22 protein-coding genes are annotated in these 25,782 nt (G+C 68.0%); 12 read left to right on the top strand and 10 right to left on the bottom strand.

Features of this window, described 5'->3' with window-relative positions; all coding sequences use genetic code 11:
• Nucleotides 1-4: 4 nt before the first annotated feature.
• The 3 genes from KK141_RS10850 to KK141_RS10840 are packed head-to-tail and all read right to left on the bottom strand — an operon-like array spanning nucleotide 5 to nucleotide 3,448.
• Entirely contained in the window at nucleotides 5-1,543 is a 1,539-nt protein-coding gene (locus KK141_RS10850) for a pseudouridine synthase (protein ID WP_214572059.1), read from the bottom strand.
• Nucleotides 1,540-2,493: an SMC-Scp complex subunit ScpB gene (scpB, locus tag KK141_RS10845; RefSeq protein WP_214572060.1), complete on the bottom strand. Its 954-nt coding sequence runs from the start codon at nucleotides 2,491-2,493 to the stop codon at nucleotides 1,540-1,542. Before scpB ends, KK141_RS10850 begins: the two co-directional genes overlap by 4 nt.
• 52 nt (nucleotides 2,494-2,545) lie before the next feature.
• Complete coding sequence (locus tag KK141_RS10840) at nucleotides 2,546-3,448, bottom strand: ScpA family protein (protein WP_214572061.1); 903 nt, start codon at nucleotides 3,446-3,448, stop codon at nucleotides 2,546-2,548.
• Between the two features lie 829 nt (nucleotides 3,449-4,277).
• Between KK141_RS10840 and KK141_RS10835 the strand changes: the two genes are divergently transcribed.
• Complete coding sequence (locus KK141_RS10835; protein WP_214572062.1) at nucleotides 4,278-4,646, top strand: PilZ domain-containing protein; 369 nt, start codon at nucleotides 4,278-4,280, stop codon at nucleotides 4,644-4,646.
• Between the two features lie 117 nt (nucleotides 4,647-4,763).
• On the opposite strand, the gene KK141_RS10830 is transcribed toward KK141_RS10835, so the two are convergent.
• Nucleotides 4,764-6,452, bottom strand: coding sequence for an AMP-binding protein (locus tag KK141_RS10830; protein WP_214572063.1), 1,689 nt, complete (start codon nucleotides 6,450-6,452; stop codon nucleotides 4,764-4,766).
• Nucleotides 6,453-6,586: 134 nt separating this feature from the next.
• Here KK141_RS10830 and KK141_RS10825 point away from each other — a divergent pair, with 134 nt between their 5' ends.
• The gene (locus KK141_RS10825; RefSeq protein WP_214572064.1) at nucleotides 6,587-7,021 is read left to right on the top strand and encodes a hypothetical protein; all 435 of its coding nucleotides are present in this window, start codon (nucleotides 6,587-6,589) and stop codon (nucleotides 7,019-7,021) included.
• Nucleotides 7,022-7,171: 150 nt separating this feature from the next.
• Here the strand turns inward: KK141_RS10825 and acnA are convergent, their stop codons facing one another.
• Nucleotides 7,172-9,922, bottom strand: coding sequence for an aconitate hydratase AcnA (acnA, locus tag KK141_RS10820; protein ID WP_214572065.1), 2,751 nt, complete (start codon nucleotides 9,920-9,922; stop codon nucleotides 7,172-7,174).
• 351 nt (nucleotides 9,923-10,273) lie between these two features.
• On the opposite strand from acnA, the gene acnB reads away from it, so the two are divergent.
• Together acnB and KK141_RS10810 are read left to right on the top strand one after the other, a co-directional pair.
• Nucleotides 10,274-12,865, top strand: coding sequence for a bifunctional aconitate hydratase 2/2-methylisocitrate dehydratase (gene acnB, locus KK141_RS10815; protein ID WP_214572066.1), 2,592 nt, complete (start codon nucleotides 10,274-10,276; stop codon nucleotides 12,863-12,865).
• A gap of 205 nt (nucleotides 12,866-13,070) precedes the next feature.
• A complete protein-coding gene (locus tag KK141_RS10810; RefSeq protein ID WP_214572067.1) occupies nucleotides 13,071-13,973 on the top strand; it encodes a LysR family transcriptional regulator in 903 nt (300 codons plus the stop codon).
• A gap of 26 nt (nucleotides 13,974-13,999) precedes the next feature.
• Here the strand turns inward: KK141_RS10810 and hflD are convergent, their stop codons facing one another.
• From hflD to KK141_RS10795, 3 genes are read right to left on the bottom strand one after another with little or no spacing between them, the layout of a single operon-like run.
• Nucleotides 14,000-14,623: a high frequency lysogenization protein HflD gene (gene hflD / locus KK141_RS10805; RefSeq protein WP_214572068.1), complete on the bottom strand. Its 624-nt coding sequence runs from the start codon at nucleotides 14,621-14,623 to the stop codon at nucleotides 14,000-14,002.
• A gap of 10 nt (nucleotides 14,624-14,633) precedes the next feature.
• Nucleotides 14,634-15,755: a tRNA 2-thiouridine(34) synthase MnmA gene (mnmA, locus tag KK141_RS10800; RefSeq protein ID WP_214572126.1), complete on the bottom strand. Its 1,122-nt coding sequence runs from the start codon at nucleotides 15,753-15,755 to the stop codon at nucleotides 14,634-14,636.
• Nucleotides 15,756-15,760: 5 nt separating this feature from the next.
• Nucleotides 15,761-16,252: an NUDIX hydrolase gene (locus tag KK141_RS10795; protein ID WP_167256926.1), complete on the bottom strand. Its 492-nt coding sequence runs from the start codon at nucleotides 16,250-16,252 to the stop codon at nucleotides 15,761-15,763.
• A 138-nt stretch (nucleotides 16,253-16,390) separates the two neighbouring features.
• Here KK141_RS10795 and clpS point away from each other — a divergent pair, with 138 nt between their 5' ends.
• The gene (clpS, locus tag KK141_RS10790; RefSeq protein ID WP_167256927.1) at nucleotides 16,391-16,717 is read left to right on the top strand and encodes an ATP-dependent Clp protease adapter ClpS; all 327 of its coding nucleotides are present in this window, start codon (nucleotides 16,391-16,393) and stop codon (nucleotides 16,715-16,717) included.
• 63 nt (nucleotides 16,718-16,780) lie between these two features.
• A complete protein-coding gene (gene clpA, locus KK141_RS10785) occupies nucleotides 16,781-19,051 on the top strand; it encodes an ATP-dependent Clp protease ATP-binding subunit ClpA (protein ID WP_214572069.1) in 2,271 nt (756 codons plus the stop codon).
• Between the two features lie 122 nt (nucleotides 19,052-19,173).
• Here clpA and infA read toward each other — a convergent pair whose 3' ends face one another.
• Together infA and KK141_RS10775 are read right to left on the bottom strand one after the other, a co-directional pair.
• Nucleotides 19,174-19,392 (bottom strand): translation initiation factor IF-1, encoded by a 219-nt coding sequence (infA, locus tag KK141_RS10780; RefSeq protein ID WP_026636496.1) that lies wholly within the window; start codon nucleotides 19,390-19,392, stop codon nucleotides 19,174-19,176.
• A gap of 83 nt (nucleotides 19,393-19,475) precedes the next feature.
• Entirely contained in the window at nucleotides 19,476-19,751 is a 276-nt protein-coding gene (locus KK141_RS10775; protein WP_214572070.1) for a polyhydroxyalkanoic acid system family protein, read from the bottom strand.
• Nucleotides 19,752-19,892: 141 nt separating this feature from the next.
• Between KK141_RS10775 and KK141_RS10770 the strand changes: the two genes are divergently transcribed.
• From KK141_RS10770 to KK141_RS10745, 6 genes are all read left to right on the top strand, one after another.
• Nucleotides 19,893-20,663 carry an FHA domain-containing protein gene (locus tag KK141_RS10770; protein ID WP_168647254.1) on the top strand — a complete coding sequence of 257 codons (771 nt, stop codon included), beginning with the start codon at nucleotides 19,893-19,895 and terminating at the stop codon, nucleotides 20,661-20,663.
• 81 nt (nucleotides 20,664-20,744) lie between these two features.
• Complete coding sequence (serC, locus tag KK141_RS10765) at nucleotides 20,745-21,830, top strand: 3-phosphoserine/phosphohydroxythreonine transaminase (RefSeq protein ID WP_214572071.1); 1,086 nt, start codon at nucleotides 20,745-20,747, stop codon at nucleotides 21,828-21,830.
• A gap of 100 nt (nucleotides 21,831-21,930) precedes the next feature.
• Entirely contained in the window at nucleotides 21,931-23,019 is a 1,089-nt protein-coding gene (gene pheA / locus KK141_RS10760; protein WP_214572072.1) for a prephenate dehydratase, read from the top strand.
• A 43-nt stretch (nucleotides 23,020-23,062) separates the two neighbouring features.
• Nucleotides 23,063-24,370, top strand: coding sequence for a 3-phosphoshikimate 1-carboxyvinyltransferase (gene aroA, locus KK141_RS10755; protein ID WP_345777602.1), 1,308 nt, complete (start codon nucleotides 23,063-23,065; stop codon nucleotides 24,368-24,370).
• A 141-nt stretch (nucleotides 24,371-24,511) separates the two neighbouring features.
• On the top strand, nucleotides 24,512-25,291 hold the full coding sequence (gene kdsB, locus KK141_RS10750; RefSeq protein WP_214572074.1) for a 3-deoxy-manno-octulosonate cytidylyltransferase: 780 nt from the start codon (nucleotides 24,512-24,514) through the stop codon (nucleotides 25,289-25,291).
• A complete protein-coding gene (locus KK141_RS10745) occupies nucleotides 25,288-25,755 on the top strand; it encodes a low molecular weight protein-tyrosine-phosphatase (protein ID WP_214572075.1) in 468 nt (155 codons plus the stop codon). Before kdsB ends, KK141_RS10745 begins: the two co-directional genes overlap by 4 nt.
• The last annotated feature ends 27 nt before the right edge of the window (nucleotides 25,756-25,782 follow it).

The raw sequence follows: 25,782 nt of genomic DNA, 5'->3' as shown, positions 1-25,782 counted from the left end.
TGGCTCAGCGATTGCCGCCGCGCGGACCGCCGCGGCCGCCGCCCTGCGGACGCCCGCCGCCACCGCCGCCGTGACGGTTGCCGCCGCCCTGGCCGGAGCGATTGCCGCCGCCCTGGCCCGGACGCCCGCCACCGCCGCCCTGGCCGCCCGGACGAGCGCCGCCGCTGCGTGCCTGCGGACGTCCACCCTTGCCGCCCTGACCACCCTGGCCGCCGCCGTAGCCGCCGCCATGGCCGCCACCGCCGCCGTAGCTGCGGTTGCCGCCGCCACCGCCGCCGAAGCCGCCGTAGGGATTGCCGCCGCCTTGCGCCTGGCCGCCGGGGCCGCGCTTGCCGCCACCGCCGCCGCTGCGGCGATTGCCGCCGCCGTAGCCCTGGCCCTGGCCGCCACCACCGCCTTCGCGGCTTTCGCCGGCGAACCAGGTGCGCACCGAGGGCAGTTCCTGGCCCGGCGCGACGCCGCGCTTGCCGCCGGTCTTGCGGCGGCCGGCATTCGCATTGGGACCGCCGCGCTCGGGGCGGGCGACGTTGCCGTTCACTTCCTTGCCCGGACGGCGGCGCTGCTGCTTGCCGCGTGCCGGTTCCTCGCGGATGCGGTCGTAGGCGCGCAGTTCGCGCGCTTCGTCCTGGTAGCCGCCGCTCCACGCGCCGCCGGCGCCGCGCTCGGGGCGGTACTCGGTGACGTTGCGGGTGGCGCGGCGCTGGTGCAGCACGGGGCTCAGGGTGAGCACCGGCTGCGGCGCGCCCAGGCCGCTGGCCTGGCGCAGTTCCTTCACTGCTTCTTCGCCCAGCGCCTCGCAGTCGCCGCGGCGCAGGGTGCGCGACAGCTCCACGCTGCCGTAGCGGATGCGCTTGAGGCGGCTGACCAGGAAGCCCTGCGAATCCCACAGGCGGCGCACTTCGCGGTTGCGGCCTTCGCGGATCACCACGCGGAACCAGCTGTGGCTGCCGCCGCGGCTGATCACGGCGATCTCGTCGAAGCGGGCGGGGCCGTCTTCCAGCTCCACGCCGGCCTTCAGCTTTTCGATGATTTCGTCCGGCACCTCGCCATGCACGCGGCACAGGTATTCGCGCACCAGGCCGCTGCGCGGATGCATCAGCGCATTGGCCAGCTCGCCGTCGGTGGTGAGCAGGAGCAGGCCGGTGGTGTTGATGTCCAGGCGGCCCACGGCGACCCAGCGCGCACCCTTCAGGCGCGGCAGCTGTTCGAACACGGTGGGGCGGCCTTCGGGGTCTTCGCGGGTGGTCACCACGCCTTCGGGCTTGTGGTAGACCAGCACTTCGGTCTCGTCGCGGTTGTCGGTGGCGACCACGAACTGCTTGCCGTCCACCACCACGCGGTCGCCGGCGTGCACGCTGGCGCCGATGCCGGCGGCGCTGCCGTTGACTTCGACTTCGCCGGCCTGGATGCGCTGCTCGAGCATGCGGCGCGAGCCCAGGCCCGCGTTGGCCAGCACCTTGTGCAGGCGTTCTTCCAGGGCGGGCGCGTCGGTGGTGCGCGTGTCGCGCTTGAGGGTCAAAACGGATTTCTGCGGCGCATTCATGCGCGGTACTCCTCGGTGTCTTTCGTGGCGTCGCCATCGCTGGCGTCCGCTTCGTTCGCTGCCTCGGCGGCAGTGGGGGTGGATGATGCGGCGGGGTGGTCCTCGCCGGTGACGGGAGTCGCGGCCTCGACGGCAGCGGCCTCCTGGTGTTCTTCGACCGGTGCGGCGGGCGCTGCCGGTTCGGTGATTTCGCTGGCGGCTTCCGGCTGGCCCGAGACGTGGAATTCCTCTTCGCCTTCGGTGCGGCCGGGAGCCTCGTCTTCGTTGCCGGCCGCCGCTTCGGTGCCGTTCTCTTCGGCCTGGGCTGCAGCCTCAGCTTCGGCCTCAGCCTTGGCGCGTTCCTCGGCCTCGGCTTCCGGATCGATCGGCAGGTCGCGGATCACGCGCGCCGGCAGGTCTTCGATAAAGCGCAGCTGCGGGTCTTCCATGTCGCGGATTTCCGACAGCGGCGGCAGCTCGTCCAGCGACTTCAGGTTGAAGTAGTCGAGGAAGGCGCGGGTGGTGCCGAACAGCGCGGGCTTGCCGGGCACGTCGCGGTAGCCGACCACGCGGATCCACTCGCGCTCCTCCATCGTCTTGATGATGTTGGAGGACACCACCACGCCGCGGATCTGCTCGATCTCCGGACGGGTGATCGGCTGGCGGTAGGCGATCAGCGCCAGCGTTTCCAGCAGGGCGCGCGAGTAGCGGCTGGGTTTTTCCGTCCACATGCGCGAGATCCACGGATGGACCTCCTGGCGCACCTGGTAGCGGAAGCCGGAGGCCACCTCGCGCAGCTCGACGCCGCGGCCGGCGCAATCTTCCGCCAGCGCTTCCAGCGCGCGCGACAACTGCTCGCGGTCGACCTCGTCTTCCTCGCCGAAGAGGTCGCCCAGCTGCTGCACGGTGAGCGGCTGGGTGGCGGCGAGCAGGGCCGCCTCGATGATGTTCTTCAGTTGCTCGATCTGCATGGCCTGATCGGTTGAGGATGCTCGGTTGAGAGTGCCTGGATGGGTTCGGGGGTCAATCGGCGGCGGACGCCTGCGCGGGCGTGTCGTCTTCGACGGATTCCTCGGCCTGGGTGACCTTCGCCTTCACATAGATCGGAGCCAGCGGCTCTTCCTGCACGATTTCCACCAGCATTTCCTTGGCCAGTTCCAGCATGGCCAGGAAGGTGACCACCACGCCGAGCCGCCCTTCGCTGGGGTCGAACAGCGTATCGAAGCGGTGAAAGCTGGCGTCGCCGAGCTTGCCCAGCAGCTCGCCCATGCGCTGGCGCACGCTGAGCGCCTCGCGCCGGATGGCGTGATGCCCGAACAGCTCGGCGCGGTGCAGTACGTCCTTCAGCGCCAGCAGCAGTTCCTTCAGGTCCAGCGGCGGCGGCAGCTTGATCACGGTGCGCTCGCCGCTGTCGGCGTGCACCACCACCGTGTCGCGCTCCACGCGGGGCAGGGCATCGATGTCCTCCGCCGCGCGCTTGAAGCGCTCGTATTCCTGCAGTCTGCGCACCAGCTCGGCGCGCGGATCTTCCTCGACGCCTTCTTCCACCGGCGGCCGCGGCAGCAGCAGCCGCGACTTGATCTCGGCCAGGATCGCGGCCATCAGCAGGTACTCGGCGGCCAGTTCCAGCCGCATGTCCCGCATCATGTCGATGTATTCCAGATACTGCCGGGTGATCTCGGCGATCGGGATGTCCAGGATGTCCAGGTTCTGCCGGCGGATCAGGTACAGCAGCAGGTCCAGCGGGCCTTCGAACGCCTCCAGGATGACTTCCAGCGCATCCGGCGGGATGTACAGGTCCTGCGGCATCTGCAGCACGGGTTCGCCGCGCACGATGGCCAGCGGCATTTCCTGCTGTTGCGGTACCGACGCGAAAGCGTCCTGCGGTGCTGCCACCGGCTGAGGCTCGACTGGCTCAGTGCTCATCAATGCATGTCGTTGGGCCGCCCATGAGGGCTTGCAGTGCGTTCAACACGTTCGGAACCGTTCGATTCCACCGGCATTCGCTGAGGCTGTCCCCCGCTCTCGGGCGGCGGCCATCCGGCGGTCACCCGTGAAACTCCTTGAGGCTCGATCACCACGGGCGCTCTGGCGTCCGTCACGGCTCCGCATGATGAAACCGCGCCTGCGGCGGCATCGGTCAGGCTGGCCGTGAACAATTCCTGCTACCGGACCGGGAGGCAATCCACGGCGAACGGCAAGCCGGGCCGCGCGTTGAACTGCGCCACGGCGTGAACAGGAGGTCTGCTGGGTGTCGGGCGGGTGCTCCGGCGGCGTCTGGCTCGAACGGCAGGCGCACCCTGTAACCCACGTGCGATCAAGGTTAACGGCTGCATGCGGCCAAGTCCAGTATGCGTACGGCCTACCAAGCGTGCGGGTGCATCGGCAGAATGCCGCGGATGCGTGGTTTGGGACGGCTCGATCGTCCACATCGCAAGGGCAGCATGTGACCCGCCGCGTCTGACCCGGGCATTGGCGCCGATGAAATGGAAACGCCCGATGGAAGCGGGCACGGCTTCAAAGCGCCCGCAAAACGGCGGGAAATGGCCGAATCCCGCGTGCTGATGGGTTCCGGACACGTCGCCGGCAGAATATTACGACGTGGCACGGCGCTTGCTTTACGCCACGGTAAGGGCAGTTTGATCGGCGCGGGGGATAGGCCGCATACGCGGCGGGGGTCCATTTCACGGGCACTAGTGCCTGCCGCGAATAAGTTGGATGACGCTGCACAGCAGCGGGGATGGGAGGGAAAGGCATGACCAAAGCCGGCGGCAAACACCATAGCGATGGTCCGGAGCAGCTGCGCCCCGCGCGGATGCGCATCGAGACGACCGTACTGATGAGCCGCGGCAGCCAGTCACAGCCGACGGAACTGGTAGACATCTCGGCCACCGGCGCGCTGCTGCGCCGCCCGCTGGGATGGCAGGGCGAAGTAGGGCAGAGCTGGATGCTGGACATGATTTTCGGCCACGACCTGCACATCCACCTGGAGGCCCAGGTGAAGCGCATCTCGGACCGGCACATCGGTTTCGCGTACACGCGCATACCGGAGGACAAGCAGGTTCCGCTATGGAATCTGCTGGGCGGCTACGCCGACATCCTGGAGACGTGGCACGACGATTGATTCGTCGCGGCAGCCGCTTGCGGAATCCCGCGTGGATCGGCGCGGGCGAAGCAGCCTGGAGCCTGTCCGAACTCCCTGGGGAGGACAGGCTCCTCGCTGGTTCATGACTTAAGTCCATCAGGCCGCCGAGGCGGCCGGCTTCTTCTCGTCGCGCAGTTCGCGGCGGAGGATCTTGCCCACGTTGCTCTTGGGCAGCGCATCGCGGAATTCGATCAGCTTGGGCCGCTTGTAGCCGGTGAGGTTGGCGCGGCAGAACTCCTTCAGCGCTTCCACCGTCAGGTTCGGGTCCTTGCGCACCACGAACAGCTTCACCACTTCGCCGGAATGCTCGTCCGGCACGCCCACCGCGGCCACTTCGGCCACGCCCGGATGGGTCATGACGATGTCCTCGACCTCGTTCGGATACACGTTGAAGCCGGACACAAGGATCATGTCCTTCTTGCGGTCGACGATATAGACGTAGCCGTTCTCGTCCATGCGCGCGATGTCGCCGGTGTGCAGCCAGCCGTCGGCGCCGAGCACCTTGATGGTCTCGTCCGGGCGCTGCCAGTAGCCCTGCATCACCTGCGGGCCCTTCACCATCAGCTCGCCCACTTCGCCGAACGGCAGCGGCTGGCCTTCCTCCGACCAGATCGCCACGTCGGTGGAAGGAATCGGCAGGCCGATCGAGGCGTTGTAGTCCTTCAGGTCCAGCGGATTGATGCAGGCCGCGGGCGAGGTCTCGGTCAGGCCATAGGCTTCGGCCAGGGTCACGCCGGTGACTTTCTTCCAGCGCTCGGCCACCGCGCGCTGCACCGCCATGCCGCCGCCCAGGCTCAGATGCAGGCGCGAGAAATCCACCCGGTCGAAGCCCGGCGTATTGAGCAGGCCGTTGAACAGCGTGTTGACGCCGGTGAGCGCGGTGAAGCGCGACTTCTTCAGTTCCTTGACGAAGGCCGGCATGTCGCGCGGATTGGTGATCAGCCAGTTCAGGCCGCCCAGGCGCGTGAACACCAGGCCGTTCGCCGTGAGCGAGAAGATGTGATACAGCGGCAGGGCGGTGATGATCACCTCTTCGCCCTCCTTGGCATTGGTGCCGATCCAGGCACCGGCCTGCAGCATGTTCGCCACCATATTGCCGTGCGACAGCATGGCGCCCTTGGCCACGCCGGTGGTGCCGCCGGTGTACTGCAGGAAGGCCAGGTCGCTGTGGCTGAGCTCTACCTTCGGCACCGGATGCGCGGCGCCCTGCGCCAGCGCGTCGCGGAAGCGCACGGCGTGCGGCAGGTGGTAGTCGGGCACCATCTTCTTGACGTACTTCACCACCAGGTTCATCACCTTGCCCTTCAGCCCGAGCAGGTCGCCCAGGCCGGTGGTGACGATGTGCTTGACCTGTGTCTCCGCCACCACCTGCTGCACGGTGGCGCCGAAGTTGTCCATCACCACCAGCGCCTTGGCGCCGGCGTCTTCGAGCTGGTGCTTAAGCTCGCGCGCGGTGTACAGCGGATTGGTGTTGACCACTACCAGGCCGGCGCGCAGCGCGCCGAACAGCGCGATGGGGTACTGCAGCACGTTGGGCATCATGATCGCGATGCGATCGCCCTTGACCAGTTTGAGCACGCCGGTGAGGTAGCCGGCGAAGTGGCGGCTCAGCTCGTCGATCTCGCCGTAGCTCAGTTCCTTGCCGAAGCTGTGGAAGGCGGGGCGGTCGCGGAACTTCGAGAAGGCTTCCTCCAGCACCGCGGCGACGGAAGCGTAGGCGTTGAGATCGATCTGCGCGGGTACGCCTTCCGGATAATTAGCCAGCCACGGACGCTCGTTGCTCATGTTGTATCCCTGCTCCTGGTATCGAATGCCGCCGCGCGCGCGCATCGGGCATCATGGTCACAGGGCATTGGAGCATACGCCCGCGTACAGCGGCAAGCCGCGTTGCAGCGGGTTTTTCGAGGGGTGATCGGTCGATGCGCAAGCTGGTTTTTCTGCTGTTTTTCGCGGTGCTGGCAGTGGCTATGGCCGGCTGCCGGCGCGCGCCCGACGAGGTGCGCATCCGCCAGTCCATCGAGGCCGCGCGCACCGCCGCGGCCGACGCCGATGCCGGCGCGCTCACCGGCGTGCTGAGCGAGGACTTCGACGGCAATGGCGGCGCGATGAGCGCCAAGGACCTGGGCAACCTGCTGCGCCTGGCGAAGTTCCGCGGCGAGAGCGTGCATGCCGTGCTCGGCCCGATCGAGGTGGAGCCGCGCGGCGACCGCTACGTGGCGCGCTTCACCGTCACCCTGGGCAGCGGCGGCAAGCTGTTCCCGGCGGAACTGGGCATGTTCAAGGTGGAGACGGGCTGGCGCAGGGAAGGGCGCGAGTGGCGCTGCTTTACTGCCAGCTGGGAACAGCAGTTGTAGTGCTGCAACGTTGAGCCCCTCTCCCGTCGGGAGAGGGGTTGGGGTGAGGGTACGGGCGGAGCGGTGCGTTGCACTCCGCCCGTACCCTCATCCGGCTGCCGCCACCTTCTCCCGGAGGGAGAAGGATTCGAACGTGAGGACTGAGAACCCTCAGGCTGCTTTCTTCCCCGCCAGCTGCCGCAGCACGTACTGCAGGATGCCGCCGTGGCGGAAGAACTCCCGCTCCTTCGGCGTCAGCAGCAGCACCTTCACGGTGAACTCCTTCCTGCTGCCGTCCGGCGCGGTGGCGGTGACCTTGGCCACCTTCGACTCGCCGTCGTTCAAGCCGGTGACGTCGAACACTTCCTTGCCGGTCAGGCCCAGCGACTGTGCGCTCTGGCCATCCTCGAACTGGCAGGGCAGCACGCCCATGCCGACCAGATTGGAGCGGTGGATGCGCTCGAAGCTCTCGGCGATCACCGCCTTGACCCCCAGCAGCAAGGTGCCCTTGGCCGCCCAGTCGCGCGAGGAGCCGGTGCCGTATTCCTTGCCGGCCAGCACCACCAGCGGCGTGTGCTCGGCCTTGTACTTCATCGCCGCGTCGTAGATCGCCAGCTGCTCGCCGCTGGGGATGTGCAGGGTGTAGCCGCCTTCGACGCCGTCCAGCATCAGGTTCTTGATGCGGATGTTGGCGAAGGTGCCGCGCACCATCACGTCGTCGTTGCCGCGGCGCGAGCCGTAGGAGTTGAAGTCCTTCGGTTCCACGCCCTTGCCGATCAGGAAGCGGCCCGCCGGGCTGTCCTTCTTGATCGAGCCGGCCGGCGAGATGTGGTCGGTGGTGATGGAGTCGCCGAACAGGCCGAGTACGCGGGCGCCGTGGATGTCCTCCACCTTGCCGACTTCGCGCGTCATGCCGTCGAAGTAGGGCGGGTTCTTGATGTAGGTGGAATCGCCCCACTGGTACACCGAGCCGTCCGGCGAGGCGATGTGGTTCCAGCGGTCGTCGCCCTTGAACACGTCGGCGTAGTTCTTGGCGAACATGGCCGGGTTGATCGCGCCGGCGATGGTGTCGGAGATCTCCTGGTTGCTCGGCCAGATGTCCTTCAAGTAAACCGGCTTGCCGTCGCTGCCGGTGCCGAGCGGTTCCTTGCTCAGATCCACGTCGAGCGAACCGGCCAGCGCATACGCCACCACCAGCGGCGGCGAGGCGAGGTAGTTCATCTTCACTTCCGGGTGCACGCGGCCTTCGAAGTTGCGGTTGCCCGACAGCACCGACGCCACCGCGAGGTCGCCCTCGGCAATGCCCTTGCTGATTTCCGCCGGCAGCGGGCCGGAGTTGCCGATACACGTGGTGCAGCCATAGCCGACCACGTAGAAACCGACCTTCTCCAGCTCCTTCAGCAGGCCGGTCTGCTCGAGGTAATCGGTGACCACCTTCGAACCCGGCCCGAGCGAGGTCTTCACCCACGGCTGCGCCTTCAGGCCCTTGGCCGCGGCTTTCTTGGCGAGCAGGCCGGCGGCGAGCATCACGGCAGGGTTGGAGGTATTGGTGCAGGACGTGATCGCGGCGATCACCACCGCGCCGTCGGACAGACGGAAATTCTCGCCGTCCTTCTCCACCAGCACGCCGCTTTCGGAAACCGCATTGGCGGGATTGCCGATCGCGGAGGAGCCGCCTTCATTAATGAAGTTCGAGGTGTCGCCATTGCGCGGACGGCGGTTCGCGGTGAGCGGACCGAGCGCGTCGCGGAAGCTCTTTTCGACGTCCTGCAGCAGCACGCGGTCCTGCGGGCGCTTGGGGCCGGCCAGCGAGGGGCGCACGTCGCCGAGGTCCAGTTCCAGCGTGGTGGTGAACTGCGCGTGCGGGGTGTTCTCGTCGTGCCACAGGCCCTGCGCCTGCGCGTAGGACTTGACCAGCTCGATCTGCTCTTCGCTGCGGCCGGACAGGCGCAGGTAGTTCAGCGCTTCCTGGTCGATCGGGAAGATGCCGCAGGTGGCGCCGTATTCCGGCGCCATGTTGCCGATGGTGGCGCGGTCGGCCAGCGCCAGATCCTTCAGGCCCGGGCCGAAGAACTCCACGAACTTGCCCACCACGCCGAGCTTGCGCAGCATCTGGGTGACGGTGAGCACCAGGTCGGTGGCGGTCACGCCTTCGGCAAGCTTGCCGGTGAGCTTGAAGCCCACCACCTGCGGAATCAGCATCGACGACGGCTGGCCCAGCATGGCCGCCTCGGCTTCGATGCCGCCCACGCCCCAGCCCAGCACGCCCACGCCGTTGATCATGGTGGTGTGCGAGTCGGTGCCGAACACGGTGTCCGGATACGCCCAGGGCTGGCCGTCCTTCTCGCCGGTGAACACCACGCGGCCGAGGTATTCCAGATTCACCTGGTGCACGATGCCGGTGCGCGGCGGCACCACCTTGAAGTTGTCGAACGCCTTCTGGCCCCAGCGCAGGAAGGCGTAACGCTCCTGGTTGCGCTGGAACTCGATCGCCACGTTCTGTTCCAGCGCGGATTCCGAACCGTACACGTCGACCTGCACCGAGTGATCGATCACGAGCTCCGCCGGCGCCAGCGGATTGATCTGCTTGGCATCGCCGCCGAGCTTCACCACCGCGTCGCGCATCGCCGCCAGGTCGACCACGCAGGGCACGCCGGTGAAGTCTTGCAGCACCACGCGCGCGGGCATGAAGGCGATCTCGGTATCCGGCTCGGCCTTCGGGTTCCAGCGCGCGACCGCTTCGATTTCCTTGGCGGTGACGTTGACGCCGTCCTCGTGGCGCAACAGGTTCTCCAGCAGGATCTTCATCGAGTAGGGCAGGTGCTTGATGTCGAAGCGCTGGCCGAGCTTGGCGAGGCTGGCGATCTGGTACGAGCTGCCGTTGACCTTGAGGGTGTCGCGGGTGGCGAATGAATCCAGCATGGGTTGAACTCCTGTTGCTTGGGGTCGCGGCGCTGAGGTGGCGTCGCGGAGGGATCCTAGAGCAGCCGGCGTGAGCATCAGGCGCAAAGCGGGCCTTCCGTTCTGCCGATTCCGGGGAGTTTGAGGCAAACGACGCTACGCGCAAGTTACCGGGCCGGCGATTTGCCCCTGCCGTCATTGCAAGATATCGAACGCAGGCGGAAACAACGTCTTGCGTTGCGGCAGATGGCGTGCGGCTGGCAAAATATGCGGCTGAAACGACCTCCGGAAGCGGCTTGGGCACTGGCTTCGCAGCCTCTTGCCAACCGGTCGGCCGTTCCGCTTCCCGCCACGCCAACGGACGAGAACCACATGCTCAACGCCTATCGCCAACACGTCGCCGAGCGCGCCGCCCTCGGGATCCCCGCGCTGCCGCTGACGGCCCAGCAGACCGCCGACCTGATCGAGCTGCTGAAGAATCCGCCCGCGGGCGAGGAAGCCGTCCTGGTCGACCTGATCAGCAACCGCGTGCCGGCCGGCGTGGACGACGCGGCCAAGGTCAAGGCCTCGTACCTGGCCGCCGTGGCGTTCGGCAAGGAAGCCTGCCCGCTGCTCAGCCGCGAGAAGGCGACCGAGCTGCTCGGCACCATGCTGGGCGGCTACAACATCCATCCGCTGATCGAACTGCTGGACGACGCGCAGGTGGGCGGCATCGCCGCCGATGCGCTGAAGAAGACCCTGCTGATGTTCGACTCCTTCCATGACGTGAAGGAAAAGGCCGACAAGGGCAATGCGAACGCCAAGAGCGTGCTGCAGAGCTGGGCCGACGCCGAGTGGTTCACCAGCCGTCCGGAAGTGCCGCCGAGCCTGACCATCACCGTGTTCAAGGTGCCGGGCGAGACCAATACCGACGACCTGTCGCCGGCCCCCGACGCCACCACCCGCCCGGACATCCCGCTGCACGCGCTGGCCATGCTGAAGAACAAGCGCGAAGGCGCGCCGTTCCAGCCGGAAGAAGACGGCAAGCGCGGCCCGATCCAGCAGATCCAGGACCTGGCCAAGCAGGGCCATCTGGTCGCCTACGTGGGCGATGTGGTCGGCACCGGCTCCAGCCGCAAGTCCGCCACCAACTCGGTGCTGTGGTGGACCGGCGAGGACATCCCCTTCATCCCGAACAAGCGCTTCGGCGGCGTGTGCCTGGGCAGCAAGATCGCCCCGATCTTCTACAACACCATGGAAGACGCCGGCGCGCTGCCGATCGAACTCGACGTGTCGAAGATGGACATGGGCGACGTGGTCGAGCTGCGCCCGTACGAGGGCAAGGCGCTGAAGAACGGCGAGGTGATCGCCGAGTTCCAGGTGAAGTCCGACGTGCTGTTCGACGAAGTGCGCGCCGGCGGCCGCATTCCGCTGATCATCGGCCGCGGCCTCACCGCCAAGGCGCGCGAGGCGCTGGGCCTGGCCCCGTCCACGCTGTTCCGCCTGCCGCAGAACCCGGCCGACACCGGCAAGGGCTACACCCTCGCGCAGAAGATGGTCGGCCGCGCCTGCGGCCTGGCCGAAGGCGAGGGCGTGCGCCCGGGCACTTATTGCGAGCCGAAGATGACCTCGGTCGGTTCGCAGGACACCACCGGCCCGATGACCCGCGACGAGCTGAAGGACCTGGCCTGCCTGGGCTTCTCCTCCGACCTGGTGATGCAGTCGTTCTGCCACACCGCGGCGTATCCGAAGCCGGTCGACGTGAAGACCCACCACGAGCTGCCCGCCTTCATCTCCACCCGCGGCGGCATCAGCCTGCGTCCGGGCGACGGCGTCATCCACTCCTGGCTCAACCGCATGCTGCTGCCCGACACCGTCGGCACCGGCGGCGACAGCCACACGCGTTTCCCGATCGGTATTTCCTTCCCGGCCGGCTCCGGCCTGGTGGCCTTCGCCGCCGCCACCGGCGTGATGCCGCTGGACATGCCCGAGTCGGTGCTGGTGCGCTTCAAGGGCGAGCTGCAGCCGGGCGTCACCTTGCGCGACCTGGTCAACGCCATTCCGCTGTACGCCATCAAGCAGGGCCTGCTCACGGTTGCCAAGCAGGGCAAGCAGAACATCTTCTCCGGCCGCATCCTGGAGATCGAAGGTCTGCCGAACCTGAAGGTGGAGCAGGCGTTCGAGCTGTCCGACGCCTCGGCCGAGCGCTCCGCTGCCGGCTGCACCGTGCGCCTGGACAAGGCGCCGATCATCGAATACCTCAACAGCAACATCACCCTGCTGAAGTACATGATCGCCCAGGGCTACCAGGACGCCCGCTCGCTGTCCCGCCGCATCAAGAAGATGGAAGAGTGGCTGGCCAACCCGCAGCTGCTGGAGCCGGATGCGGACGCCGAGTACGCCGCGGTGATCGAGATCGACCTGGCCGACGTGCACGAGCCGATCGTGGCCTGCCCGAACGACCCGGACGACGTGAAGTCGCTGTCCGACGTGGCCGGCGCGAAGATCGACGAGGTGTTCATCGGTTCCTGCATGACCAATATCGGTCATTTCCGGGCAGCGTCGAAGCTGCTGGAAGGCAAGCGCGACATCCCGACCCGCCTGTGGGTGGCCCCGCCGACCAAGATGGACCAGCAGCAGCTCACCGAGGAAGGCCACTACGGCGTGCTCGGCACCGCCGGCGCGCGCATGGAAATGCCGGGCTGCTCGCTGTGCATGGGCAACCAGGCGCAGGTGCGCGAAGGCGCCACGGTGATGTCCACCAGCACGCGCAACTTCCCCAACCGCCTGGGCAAGAACACCAACGTGTACCTCGGCTCGGCGGAACTGGCGGCGATCTGCTCGCGCCTGGGCCGCATCCCGACCAAGGAGGAGTACATGGCGGATATCGGCGTGATCAATGCGAATGGCGAGAAGATCTATCGCTATATGAACTTCGATCAGATTGCCGATTTCAAGGATGTTGCCGATACCGTCACGGCCTGAGAAACGCCAGTGTAGGTTGGGGTGAGCACAGCGAACCCCAACGCGGCGGCAACCTGCGGCGCTTGTTGGGGTTCGCCTTCGGCTCACCCCAACCTACGCCCAGGTTCTGCGTTCTCGAACGAAGCCCGGCCCCGTGCCGGGCTTCGTCGTTTATGCTTTGCGCCGCCTCGATGCGGGGCTTCGGCGGCGAGGCGCGGGCAGCAGGATGATTTCCACTCACTTATCGGCCGTCTCGCTGCGCGACCTGATCCTGGTCCAGGCCGTGCGCCGCCACGGCAGCTTCAACAGCGCCGCGCGCGCCATGCACATCAGCCCCTCGGGCCTGTCGCACCAGGTGCAGAAAGTGGAGCAGGCGCTGGGCACGCCGCTGTTCGAGCGCGGCGGCCGCAGGGTGGTGCCCACCGCCGGCGGGCAGCGCCTGCTGGAACAGATCGATGCGGTGCTGCTGGCGGCCGACCATCTGCAGCAGGCCGCACGCGCCGGCGAGACCGCCTTCGGCGGCGAACTGCGCCTGGGCGTGCTGGCCACCTTGGGGCCGTATCTGCTGCCGCATCTGATCGCGCCGTTTCCGCAGCATTTTCCCGGCGCCCAGCTGAGCCTGTCGGAGGGCAAGCCGCGCGGCCTGCTGCGTCGCCTGCAGGAAGGCGAGCTCGATGCGGTGCTGGCGCAGCCGTCGCCGCCGGTGAGCGGCATCGCCATGCGTCCGCTGTTCTTCGAACCCTGGGAAGTGATGCTGCGCGCCGACCATCCGCTGGCCGGCCGCCGCACCCTGACGCTGGAACAGCTCGACGCCGCCGACGCCACCCTGATGGCGGAAAGCCGCGCCGACGACGTGCTCGGCGGCGGCCATGTACAAGACGTAAGCCTGGAAAGCCTGGCCGCCCTGGTCGGCCTGCGCGGCGGCTACGCCCTGGTGCCGGCGCTGGCGCACGAGCGGCTGGCCTCGATGCCGGAAGTGGCGCTGGCCAAGTTCAAGGGGCAGGCGCCGGGGCGCGAGATCGTGCTGTACTGGCGCGAGGCCTCGCCATGGGAGGCTGACCTGCAGGCGTTTGCGGAGCTGCTGCGCAAGCTGGCGAAGCAGCGGCCGGGGTTGAGGGTGATGGGTTGAGGGTGATCGACGCCGCCTGAGCGGCGTCAGCCGTTGTCCAGCGTCACCCCGGTCAACAAGCCCCGCGCCAGCATGCTGCACTGGCGCCGGTAGAACAGCAGCTGCCACTGGCGCCCGCCGATCTGCCGCCACAGCACCGCCGAACGCACCGCCGCCAGCAGGCTGGCGCGCACCTTCTCCACCACCTTGGGCTGCTGCAGCTGCTGCGGATTGCCGGTGACCATCACGCGCGGCTTCAGTGTGGACAGGGTGGACGCGTACAGCTCGGCCAGGCGCTTGACCACCTGCGGCGAGTCCTGGCCGAAGTGCTCGACCTGGCGCTGCGCGGCGACGATGCCTTTCTGCAGGTCGTCCAGCAGCTGGCGGTTGCGCGACAGGCTGCGCTCCAGCCGCATCACGGTGACGGCCATGCGGGTGACGCCCATGTCGCGGCCGGTGTCGTCCAGCTGGGCGATCAGCTGGCGCAGGCCCAGGCGCACGCCGCCGACATTGCCGTAGACGCCGACCACCGACGGGGCGTCGATGCGGAACACGCTGCCGACACTGCTCTCGAACGCGCTCTCGTCGCAGCGCCCGTCGTTGGCCAGTTGCTGGGTGAGCGCGGCGGCCTGGAACAGGCCGGCCAGCGCGAGCACGCGCTCTTCGGTCATGGCATAGGTTTCAAACACGTTGTGCGGACTCTTCGGGGACGGGGGCGGCGTTCCAGCCGCCGTAGGGAGCGTCGGTGCGGGCGATCACGGCGCCGCCCAGGCAAGCCTCGCCATCGTAGAAAACTACGGACTGGCCGGGTGTGACGGCGCGCTGGGCTTCGTCGAAACGCACTTCCACGCCGGCGGCGTCGACGCGCACGGTGCAGGCCTGGTCGTGCTGGCGGTAGCGCGTCTTGGCGGTGCAGCGGAATTCGCCGGCGGGCGCGGCGCCGGCCACCCAGGTGGGCGCGTCGGCATACAGGCGCTGCGAATGCAGCCAGTGGTTCTCGCCGCCCTGGGCCACGTACAGCACGTTGGCGCGCACGTCCTTGCCCACCACGTACCAGGCGTCGCCGCTGGCGCCCTGGCGGCCGCCGATACCCAGGCCGTTGCGCTGGCCCAGCGTGTAGTACATGACGCCCTGGTGCTCGCCGACGCGCGCGCCCTCGGGCGTGCGCATCTCGCCGGGGCGGGCGGGGATGTACTGGCTCAGGAATTCGCGGAAATCGCGCTCGCCGATAAAGCAGATGCCGGTGGAATCCTTCTTCGCGTGCGTCGGCAGGGCCGCGTCCAGGGCCATGCGGCGCACCGCGGATTTCTCGATCTCGCCGACCGGGAACAGCGTGGCCGCAAGCTGCTGCTGGCCCAGCGCATGCAGGAAATAGGTCTGGTCCTTGCCGGCGTCCACCGCGCGCAGCAGGCGGTGCTGCCCGTCGCGTTCGTCCACGCGGGCGTAGTGGCCGGTGGCGATTTTGTCCGCGCCGAGCGCGCGCGCTTCGTCGAGGAAGGTCTTGAACTTGATTTCGCGGTTGCACAGCACGTCCGGGTTCGGCGTGCGGCCGGCGCGGTATTCGGCGAGGAAATGCTCGAACACGCCGTCCCAGTATTCGGCGGCGAAGTTGCGCGCGTGGAAAGGAATGCCCAGCCGGCCGCAGACCGCGACGGCGTCCTTGCGGTCGGCGTCGGCGGTGCAGGGGCCGGCGCGGTCGTCTTCTTCCCAGTTCTGCATGAACAGGCCTTCGACCTCGTGGCCGGCCTGTTGCAGCAGCAGGGCGGCGACCGAGGAGTCCACGCCGCCGGAGATGCCCAGCATCACTTTCACGGATAGCGGTCCTCGGGCAGCAGGCTGCTCAGCGCGGACAGCGGGACCCGCTGGCCGGCCAGCCAGGCGTCGATGCTCCGGAGCACCAGCGGGCTGCGCAGGCGGTCGCCCAGGCCGGCCACTTCGGCGCGGGTCAGCCACAGGGCGCGGCGGATGCCGGTATCCAGCCGGCGGTCCGGGTCGTGCCCGACCGGGCTGGCGGCGAAGCTGAAACGCAGCACGCTGTGGCCGTGCTCGGTGCTGCGCCACTGGTGCACACCGACCAGCGCGTCGAGCTCGACGGTCCAGCCGGTTTCCTCCAGCGTCTCGCGCACGGCGGCGCTAGCCAGGCTTTCGCCATCGTCCAGATGGCCAGCCGGCTGGTTGTAGACGAGGCGGCCGTTGACCTCTTCTTCCACCATCAGGTAGCGGCCGCCGTCGGCCACCACGCAGGCGACGGTGACGCGCGGACACCACACGGCAGCAGGGGCGGGAGCGGAATCGTTCATGGGCAGGGGATATAGCGCTTAAAGCCCGCACTGGAAAAGATGACATTGTGCCATCACCTGAAAGTGCTATCCCGGAACGCGGAAACCATCGCGTGGGCCGGGCGGTATACTGGCCACAAGATCGAGACAGCGGAACTCATGGCGCACGAACCCGAACACGAGCAAGGCACAGGGCATGGCCTGGCGTTGGAAACCGCCCGTCCGGAGGTGGCACGCCCGCCGCTGTTCCAGGTGGTCCTGCTCAACGACGATTTCACCCCCATGGATTTCGTGGTGGAGGTGCTGCGCAGCTTCTTCGGCCTGGACCAGGAGCGCGCGGTGCAGGTGATGCTTCACGTGCATACCCGCGGCAAGGGCGTGTGCGGGGTCTTCACGAGGGAGGTGGCCGAAACCAAGGTGACCCAGGTGAACGAATATTCACGTGCCCATCAGCATCCTTTGCTATGCACTATGGAAAAGCTGTGAGCGCCCCCATTTCGTGGTCATCGCGGCGCTAGCCGCCCTGCCATCCAAGCGGAGAAGGTCCGGATGTTCAGCAAGGATCTCGAAGTCACCATCGGCCAGTGCTACAAGCAGGCCCGCGAGCAGCGCCACGAATTCATGACGGTGGAGCACCTGCTGCTCGCGCTCACCGAAAACCAGTCGGCCCTCGGCGCGTTGCGCGCCTGCGGGGTCGACCTGCCGCGGCTCACCCACGAGCTGGAAAAGATCATCGCCGAGACCGTGCCGGTACTGCCGCACGGCGACGAGCGCGACACCCAGCCCACCCTGGGTTTCCAGCGCGTGCTGCAGCGGGCCGTGTACCACGTGCAGTCCTCCGGCCGTAAAGAGGTCACCGGCGCCAACGTGCTGGTGGCGATCTTCGGCGAGAAGGACTCCCACGCGGTGTACTTCCTGCACCAGCAGGAAATCACCCGCCTGGACGTGGTCAATTACATCTCGCACGGCATCGCCAAGATCGGCGACGAACCGTCCACCGGCATGCCCGGCACCGACCGCGAAGGCGAGGATGGCGGCGACTCCAAGGGCAATCCCTTGAGCGAGTACGCCTCCAACCTCAACGAGCTGGCGCTGGAAGGCAAGATCGATCCGCTGATCGGCCGCCAGGACGAGATCGAGCGCACCATCCAGGTGCTGTGCCGCCGCCGCAAGAACAACCCGCTCTACGTGGGCGAGGCCGGCGTGGGCAAGACCGCCCTGGCCGAAGGCCTGGCCAAGCGCATCGTCGACGGCGACGTGCCCGAGGTGCTGGAAAACGCCACCATCTGGTCGCTGGACCTGGGTGCCCTGGTGGCCGGCACCAAGTACCGCGGCGACTTCGAGAAGCGACTGAAGGCGGTGATCACCCAGCTGAAGAAGCAGCCGGGCTCGATCCTCTTCATCGACGAGATCCACACCATCATCGGCGCCGGTTCCGCCTCGGGCGGCACTATGGACGCGTCCAACCTGATCAAGCCGATGCTGGCTTCCGGCGAGCTGCGCTGCATCGGTTCCACCACGTTCCAGGAATTCCGCGGCATCTTCGAGAAGGACCGCGCCCTGGCCCGCCGCTTCCAGAAGATCGACGTGGTCGAGCCCACCGTGGCCGACAGCATCGAGATCCTGAAGGGGCTGCGCTCGCGCTTCGAAGAGCACCACAACGTGGTCTATACCAACGAGTCGCTGAAGGCGGCGGTGGACTTGTCGGTGAAGCACATTCCCGACCGCCTGCTGCCGGACAAGGCGATCGACGTGATCGACGAAGCCGGCGCCCGCCAGCGCCTGCTGCCGGTCGACCAGCGCACCGGCAAGATCGACGTGCCGGAAGTGGAATACATCGTGGCCAAGATGGCGCGTATCCCGGCCAAGCAGGTCTCGGCCTCGGACCGCGACGTGCTGCGCAACCTGGAACGCAACCTCAAGATGGTGGTGTTCGGCCAGGATGCGGCGATCGAGGCGCTGGCCTCGTCGATCAAGATGGCGCGTTCCGGCCTGGCCGACCCGTCCAAGCCGATCGGCTCCTTCCTGCTCGCCGGCCCCACCGGGGTGGGCAAGACCGAGGTCACCCGCCAGCTGGCGATGCAGCTGGGCATCGAGATGATCCGCTTCGACATGTCCGAGTACATGGAAGCGCACTCCGTCTCGCGCCTGGTCGGCGCACCTCCGGGCTATGTCGGCTTCGACCAGGGCGGCCTGCTGACCGAGGCGGTGACCAAGCATCCGCATGCGGTGCTGCTGCTGGACGAGATCGAGAAGGCGCATCCGGATGTGTACAACATCCTGCTGCAGGTGATGGACCGCGGCGTGCTGACCGACACCAACGGCCGCGAGGCGAACTTCAAGAACGTGATCCTGGTGATGACCACCAATGCCGGCGCGCAGCAGGCGGCCCGCCGCGGCATCGGCTTCGTCAAGCAGAGCCACACCACCGATTCGATGGAAGTGATCCGCCGCACCTTCACGCCGGAGTTCCGCAACCGCCTGGACGCGGTGATCCAGTTCAACGCGCTGGACTTCGAGCACATCCTGCGCGTGGTGGACAAGTTCCTGATCGAACTGGAGACCCAGCTGGGCGAGAAGCACGTGTCGCTGGACGTGGACGCCGACGCCCGCCGCTGGCTGGCCGAGCATGGCTTCGACCCGCAGATGGGCGCGCGCCCGATGGCCCGCGTGATCCAGGAGAAGGTGAAGCGTCCGCTGGCCGACGAGCTGCTGTTCGGCAAGCTGTCCGAGGGCGGCAAGGTGCGCCTGAGCGTGGCCGAGGGCGAGCTGAAGGTGGACACCGAGGAAGCGGAAAAGCTGCCGGCGGTGGTTTCCTAAGCCGCCGCGGTTGCCGCACGCAGAAAGAAAAGGCCGCGCTCAGCGCGGCCTTTTCGTTTGCGGAACCCGGCCCGCTGGTCGGGCCGATCCGGATGCCCGCCCGTCCGGGCCGGCGGCCGGCATCACTTCATGCGATAGGTGATACGACCCTTGGTCAGGTCGTACGGAGTCATCTCCACCTTCACCTTGTCGCCGGTGAGGATACGGATGTAGTGCTTGCGCATGCGACCGGAAATGTGGGCAGTGATCACGTGCCCATTCTCCAGCTGCACGCGGAACATGGTGTTCGGCAGGGTCTCCATGACCGTGCCTTCCATTTCGATGACGTCGTCTTTGGCCATGCGTTCCGGTCGGTAAGAGGGCGGCCGTCGCGGCCGCGTAAGCGGGCGATTATGCCATGGAATGGCGGATGGTTAAAGAATCATCAGCCGAAGTGCTCGTCCAGCTTGCGGCGGATCTCCTGTTCCACCATTCCCTTGAGCGGGGCCAGCATCATGCCCAGCTCGGCCCGGACCTGGATGGCGTCCGCCTCCACCTCGATCGAGCCGTTGACCCCCGGCCGCTGGAAGCTGAGCGTGTCGCCCTGCCAGCTGCCCTCCATGCCGAACTTCTCGCGCATGCGCGCCGCCACCTGCTCGACCACGGCGCGGGCCTCGGGCACGGAAAGCTGGTGCGGGCGGCGGATGTCGATCTTGGGCATGGTCGGTTCCTGCGGAGAAACCACGCATATTAGCGGCGATAGCCACGCATGGTGCAGCGATCGCCACGCATTCAGCGCAAGCCGCATGGAGCGGACGCACGTATCTGCTAGAGTCCCGCCGGTCTCTAGACTGGTTCACAGATGCGCATCGAGTTTCCTCATTCGGCCCGCGAAGATTTTCGTTGGGAGCAGCCGCTGCTGAGGATCGGCAGCGCGCCCGACAACGATCTGGTGCTGGCCGAACGCCAGGCCGGCAGCCACCATCTGCGCATCCAGCTGGATCGCCGCGGCTGGGTGCTGCAGGTGCTGCCGCAGGGGAACCGCATCTACGTCAATGCCCGGCCGGTGCGCGAACGGGCGCTGCTGCGCGCCGGCGACATCCTGAGCGTCGGCGATTGCCGCATGCTGCTGTGCGCCGACGAGCTGCCCGAGGCCCGCGCCCCGCTCGAAAGCGTGTCCGATGCCGCCCGCTGCGCCGTGGCGCTGCGGGCGATGGGCGGTCCGCTGTCGGGCCGGGTGATCCCGGTCGACGGCGCGCTGGAATTCGGCCCGCTCGGCCGCTATCCGCTGGAACTGCCGCAGGGCGAGACGGCCTCGTTCCGCCTGGCCTGGAAGGACGGGCAGGTGTGGCTGGAGTCGCTGCAGGGTTCCGAACGCTACCCGCTGCGCGTCAACGGTGCGCCGGTGCAGCGGGTGGCGCTGCATCCGGGCGACCAGATCGGCCTGGCGATGCACCGCTTCGTGGTCGACGCCCCCGGCCTGGAACGCGAGCCGGAACTGCCGCCGCCTCCGCCGGAACCCGAGCACCTGCCCGAGGAAGACGCCGGCCCGCGCGGCGAGGTGTGGTGGCTGATCGTCACCGCCGCCGTGCTGGCGCTGGGCATTGCCCTCATCCTGCTGGTTCGTTTCTAAAGCAACGGTTTTCTACGGTTGACGCTGGGTTGTTGCGGCGCGGCATAATGCGGCGCTTATTCCCTTCATAAGGCGTCGCTCGTGAGCAGGGTCTGGAATTTCAGCGCGGGGCCGGCCGCGATTCCCACCGCGGTACTGGAACGCGCGCAGCGCGAACTGCTCGACTGGAACGGCAGCGGCGCCTCGGTGATGGAACTGTCCCACCGCGGCAAGCGCTTTATCGGCCTGGCCGAGCAGGCCGAAGCGGACCTGCGCGAATTGCTGCGCATCCCGGCCGACTACGCCGTGCTGTTCCTGCAGGGCGGCGCCACCCAGCATTTCGCGCAGATCCCGCTGAACCTGGCGGGCGAGGGCGACAGCGCGGACTACATCGTCAACGGCCACTGGGGCGAGAAGGCGGCCAGCGAAGCGGCGCCGTACGTGCGGGTGAGCATCGCCGCCAGCAGCAAGAACGAGCATTACCTGCGCCTGCCGCCGCGCGACAGCTGGCAGCTCGACCTGCGCGCCGCCTACGTGCACTACACGCCGAACGAGACCATCCACGGCGTCGAGTACCACGACGTGCCGGACGTGGGCGAGGTTCCGCTGGTCGCCGACATGTCCTCCAACATTCTGTCCGAACCGCTCGACATCAGCCGCTTCGGCCTGATCTACGCCGGCGCGCAGAAGAACATCGGCCCCTCCGGCCTGGTGGTGATGATCGTGCGCCGCGACCTGCTACAGCGCGCCTCGCGGCCGATGGCGAAGATCTTCCGCTACGCCGATCACGCCGCGAACGATTCCATGCTCAACACGCCCAATACCTGGGGCTGGTACCTGGCCGGGCTCACCTTCCAGTGGCTGAAGGAGCAGGGCGGCCTGGAGGCCATCGCGCGCTGCAACCACGACAAGGCCACGCTGCTGTACCAGGCCATCGACGGTTCCGGCGGCTACTACCGCAACCCGGTGGATGTGGCCGCGCGTTCGCGCATGAACGTGCCTTTCACCCTGCACGACAGCGCGCTGGACGCAGACTTCCTCAAGGAATCCGAAGCCGCCGGCCTGCTGGCGTTGAAGGGCCACAAGGCGCTGGGCGGCATGCGCGCCTCGCTGTACAACGCGGTGCCGCTGGAGGCGGTGCAGGTGCTGGTGCAGTTCATGCGCGACTTCGCCGCGCGGCATGGTTGACCGGCATGCCTGATCGCTTTTACCGCCGCCGATCAGGCACTATGCGTTTCCCCGTTTGGACATCTTTACCCCCGAACAAGGTTACTTCGAAATTCAGCCCATGACCGAATCAAAAGTCTCGCTCGAACAGGTGCGCGAACGCATCGACAGCATCGACCGCCAGATCCAGGAGCTCATCGCCGAGCGCGCGACCTGGGCCCAGGAAGTAGCACGCGTCAAGGGCGAGGGGCTGTCGGCGATCGACTATTACCGGCCCGAGCGCGAGGCCCACGTGCTGCGCATGGTGGTGGACCGCAACCGCGGGCCGCTGTCCGACACGGAAATGGTGCGCCTGTTCCGCGAGATCATGTCCTCCTGCCTGGCGCAGGAAGACCCGCTCAAGGTCGGCTTCCTCGGCCCCGAGGGCACCTTCAGCGAGCAGGCCGTGCGCAAGCACTTCGGCCATGCCGCCTACGGCCTGCCGCTGGGCAGCATCGAGGAAGTGTTCCAGGAGGTCGCCGCCGGCCATGCCGATTTCGGCGTGGTGCCGGTGGAGAACTCCGGCCAGGGCATGATCCAGATCACCCTGGACATGTTCCTCACTTCCGCGGCCACCATCTGCGGCGAGATCGAGCTGCGCGTGCACCAGTGCCTGCATTCGCAGAGCGGCAGGATGGAAGACATCAAGCGCGTCTACGCGCACGCGCAGTCGCTGCAGCAGTGCAAGACTTGGCTGCGCATCAACCTGCCGGGCGTGGAATGCATCGCGGTCAGCAGCAATGCCGAAGCCGCGCGCATGGCGCGGCATGCGGACGACGCGGGCGCGATCGCCGGTGAAACGGCCGGCCGCGTGTACGGCCTGAAGACGCTGGCCAACGGCATCGAGGACCGCGCCGACAACACCACGCGCTTCCTGGTCATCGGCCGCTCGCTGTTCCCGCCCTCGGGCAACGACCGCACCTCGCTGCTGATCACGGTGAACGACAAGCCCGGCGCGCTGTACGACGTGCTCAGCCCGTTCGCCAAGCACGACGTCAGCCTCAACCGCATCGAGTCGCGCCCGGCGCATACCGGCAAGTGGCAGTACGCGTTCTTCATCGACGTGTCCGGCCATGTGCAGGACGCGCCGATCCAGGCCGCCATGCAGGAGATGGACGGCGCCGCCGCTCAGGTGCGCGTGCTCGGTTCCTACCCGGTGGCCTTGCCCTGATCCCAGACCGCGGCGGCCGCCGGCCGCCGCCCGGAGAAGCTTCGTGACCCGACTCGACTGGTTGAGCCAGCCCGCCCGCGCGCTGCACGGCAGCGTGCGCGTGCCGGGCGACAAGTCCGTTTCGCATCGTTCGATGATGCTGTCCGCGCTGGCCGAAGGCCGCTCGCATATCCGCGGCTTCCTCGAAGGCGAGGACACCCGCGCCACCGCGGCCGTGCTGCAGAAGCTCGGCGTGCGCATCGAAACGCCCAGCGCCGGCGAACGCGTGGTCGACGGCGTCGGCTTGCACGGCCTGCGCGGCACCGCCGAAGCGCTGGACTGCGGCAATGCCGGCACCGGCATGCGCCTGCTGGCCGGCCTGCTGGTGGGGCAGGCCTTCGACAGCACCTTGATCGGCGACGAGTCGCTGTCCAAGCGCCCGATGCGCCGCGTCACCGAGCCGCTCGCCGCGATGGGCGCGCGCATCGATACGCAGGACGGCCTGCCGCCGCTGCGCGTGCACGGCGGGCAGCCGCTCAAGGGCATCCGCTACACGCTGCCGGTGGCGAGCGCGCAGGTGAAGTCCGCGCTGCTGCTGGCCGGCCTGTATGCGCAGGGCGAGACGGAAGTGATCGAGCCGCATCCCACGCGCGACTACACCGAGCGCATGCTCGCCGCCTTCGGCTGGCCGATCGCGTTCGAACCCGGCCGTGCGCGTCTCAGCGGCGGCCATCGCCTGCGCGCCACCGACGTGGACGTGCCGGCGGATTTCTCGTCCGCGGCGTTCTTCCTGGTCGCCGGCAGCATCGTGCCCGGCGCCGAACTGCGCCTGCCGGCGGTGGGCCTCAACCCGCGCCGCACCGGCCTGCTGCAGGCGCTGCGCCTGATGGGCGCCGACATCACGGTCGAGCACGAGCGCGAAAGCGGCGGCGAGCCGGTGGGCGACCTGATCGTGCGCCACGCGCAGCTGCATGGCGTCGAGCTGCCCGAGGCGCTGGTGCCGGACATGATCGACGAGTTCCCCGCGTTGTTCATTGCCGCGACGGCGGCCAAAGGGCGCACCGTGGTGCGCGGCGCGGCCGAGCTGCGCGTGAAGGAATCGGACCGCATCGCCACCATGGCCGCCGGTATGAAGGCCATCGGCGCGAACATCGAGGAGACGCCGGACGGCGCCATCATCGAAGGCGGTGCGCTGCGTGGCGGCGAGGTGGACAGCCACGGCGACCACCGCATCGCGATGAGCTTCGCCATCGCCGGCCTGGTGGCGCAGGGGCCGATCCGCATTGCCGATTGCGCGAATGTGGCGACGTCGTTCCCGGGCTTCATGGAGCTGGCGAACGGTTGCGGCTTCGAGCTGCGCACCGACGGCTGACGTAGGTTGGGGTGAGCCGCAGGCGAACCCCAACGTTGCCACGCTGTTGGGGTTCGCCTGCGGCTCACCCCAACCTACGCGGGTCAGGCTCGTGTCAACCTTGCCCAGCAGTTAGGCTTGGCGCCTCCACACGAGGTCGCCATGTCCGCACACGTCCCGCCCTTCATCGTCGCCATCCCCGCCCGCTACGGCTCCACCCGCCTGCCGGCCAAGCCGCTGCGCGCATTGGGCGGCGTGCCGATGGTGGTGCGCGTGGCCCAGCGTGCGCTGCAGGCCGGCGCGGCCCAGGTGGTGGTGGCGGTGGACGACCGGCGCGTCGCCGATGCGCTGGCCGGGCAGCAGGGCATCGATATCTGCATGACCCGCGCCGACCACGCTTCCGGCAGCGACCGCCTGGCCGAATGCGCCGCGCATTACGGTTGGGCCGACGACGCCATCGTGGTGAACCTGCAGGGCGACGAGCCGTTCGCTCCCGCGGCCGGCATCCGCGAAGTGGCGCGTGCGCTGGCCGAGGACGATGCGCCGATGGCCACACTGGCCACGCCCATCCTCGATGCGCACGAATTGTTCGATCCGAATGTGGTGAAGCTGGTGCGCACCGTGTCCGGCCGCGCGCTGTACTTCAGCCGCGCCCCGCTGCCCTGGGCGCGCGATGCTTTCGCCGCCAGCCGCGAACAGCTGCCGGCGGATACGCCGTTCCTGCGCCATATCGGCATCTACGCGTATCGCGCCGGCTTCCTGCAGCGCTACACCACGCTGCAGCGCACGCCGCTGGAGCAGGCCGAATCGCTGGAGCAGCTGCGCGTGCTGGAACATGGCCATGCCATCGCCGTGCGCCTGACGCCGGAGCCGTTCCCGCCGGGGATCGATACCGAAGCCGACGTGTTGCGCGCCGAGCAATGGCTGGCAGCGCAGGGATGAGCGCGCCGCGCGTCCTGTTCGTCTGCCTGGGCAACATCTGCCGCTCGCCGCTGGTGGAAGGCGTGGCGCGCCAGCGCTGCGCCGAGGCGGGGCTCGCCGTGGAGGTGGCCTCGTGCGGCACCGGGCACTGGCATGTGGGCGAGGGCGCGGACCCGCGCATGGTGCATGCGGCCGCGGCGGCGGGCTTCGATCTTTCGCCGCATCGCGCGCGGCAGCTGCGGGCCGCGGACCTGGACGAGTACGACCTGGTCTTCGCCATGGACAGCGACAATCTGCGCGGCATCCAGCGCCTCGTCACACCCCGCTCACGCGCCGAGACCGGCCTGTTCCTGCCCTGGACCGGCGCCGCGCCGCCGCAGGATTTCCCGGATCCGTACTACGGCGGACCCGAGGGTTTCACCGCCTGCGTGGCGCTGGCCGAACGTAGCGTGGCCGGACTGATCGAGCGCCTGCGCCGGCGCTGATCCGCGCCATTGCAATGGCGACGCCGG

The organism is Dyella sp. LX-66 (assembly GCF_018599165.1).
Lineage (GTDB): Bacteria > Pseudomonadota > Gammaproteobacteria > Xanthomonadales > Rhodanobacteraceae > Dyella_D > Dyella_D marensis.
Note: the sequence above shows the minus strand (reverse complement) of the source record. Positions and strands in the feature narration are given on the sequence as shown.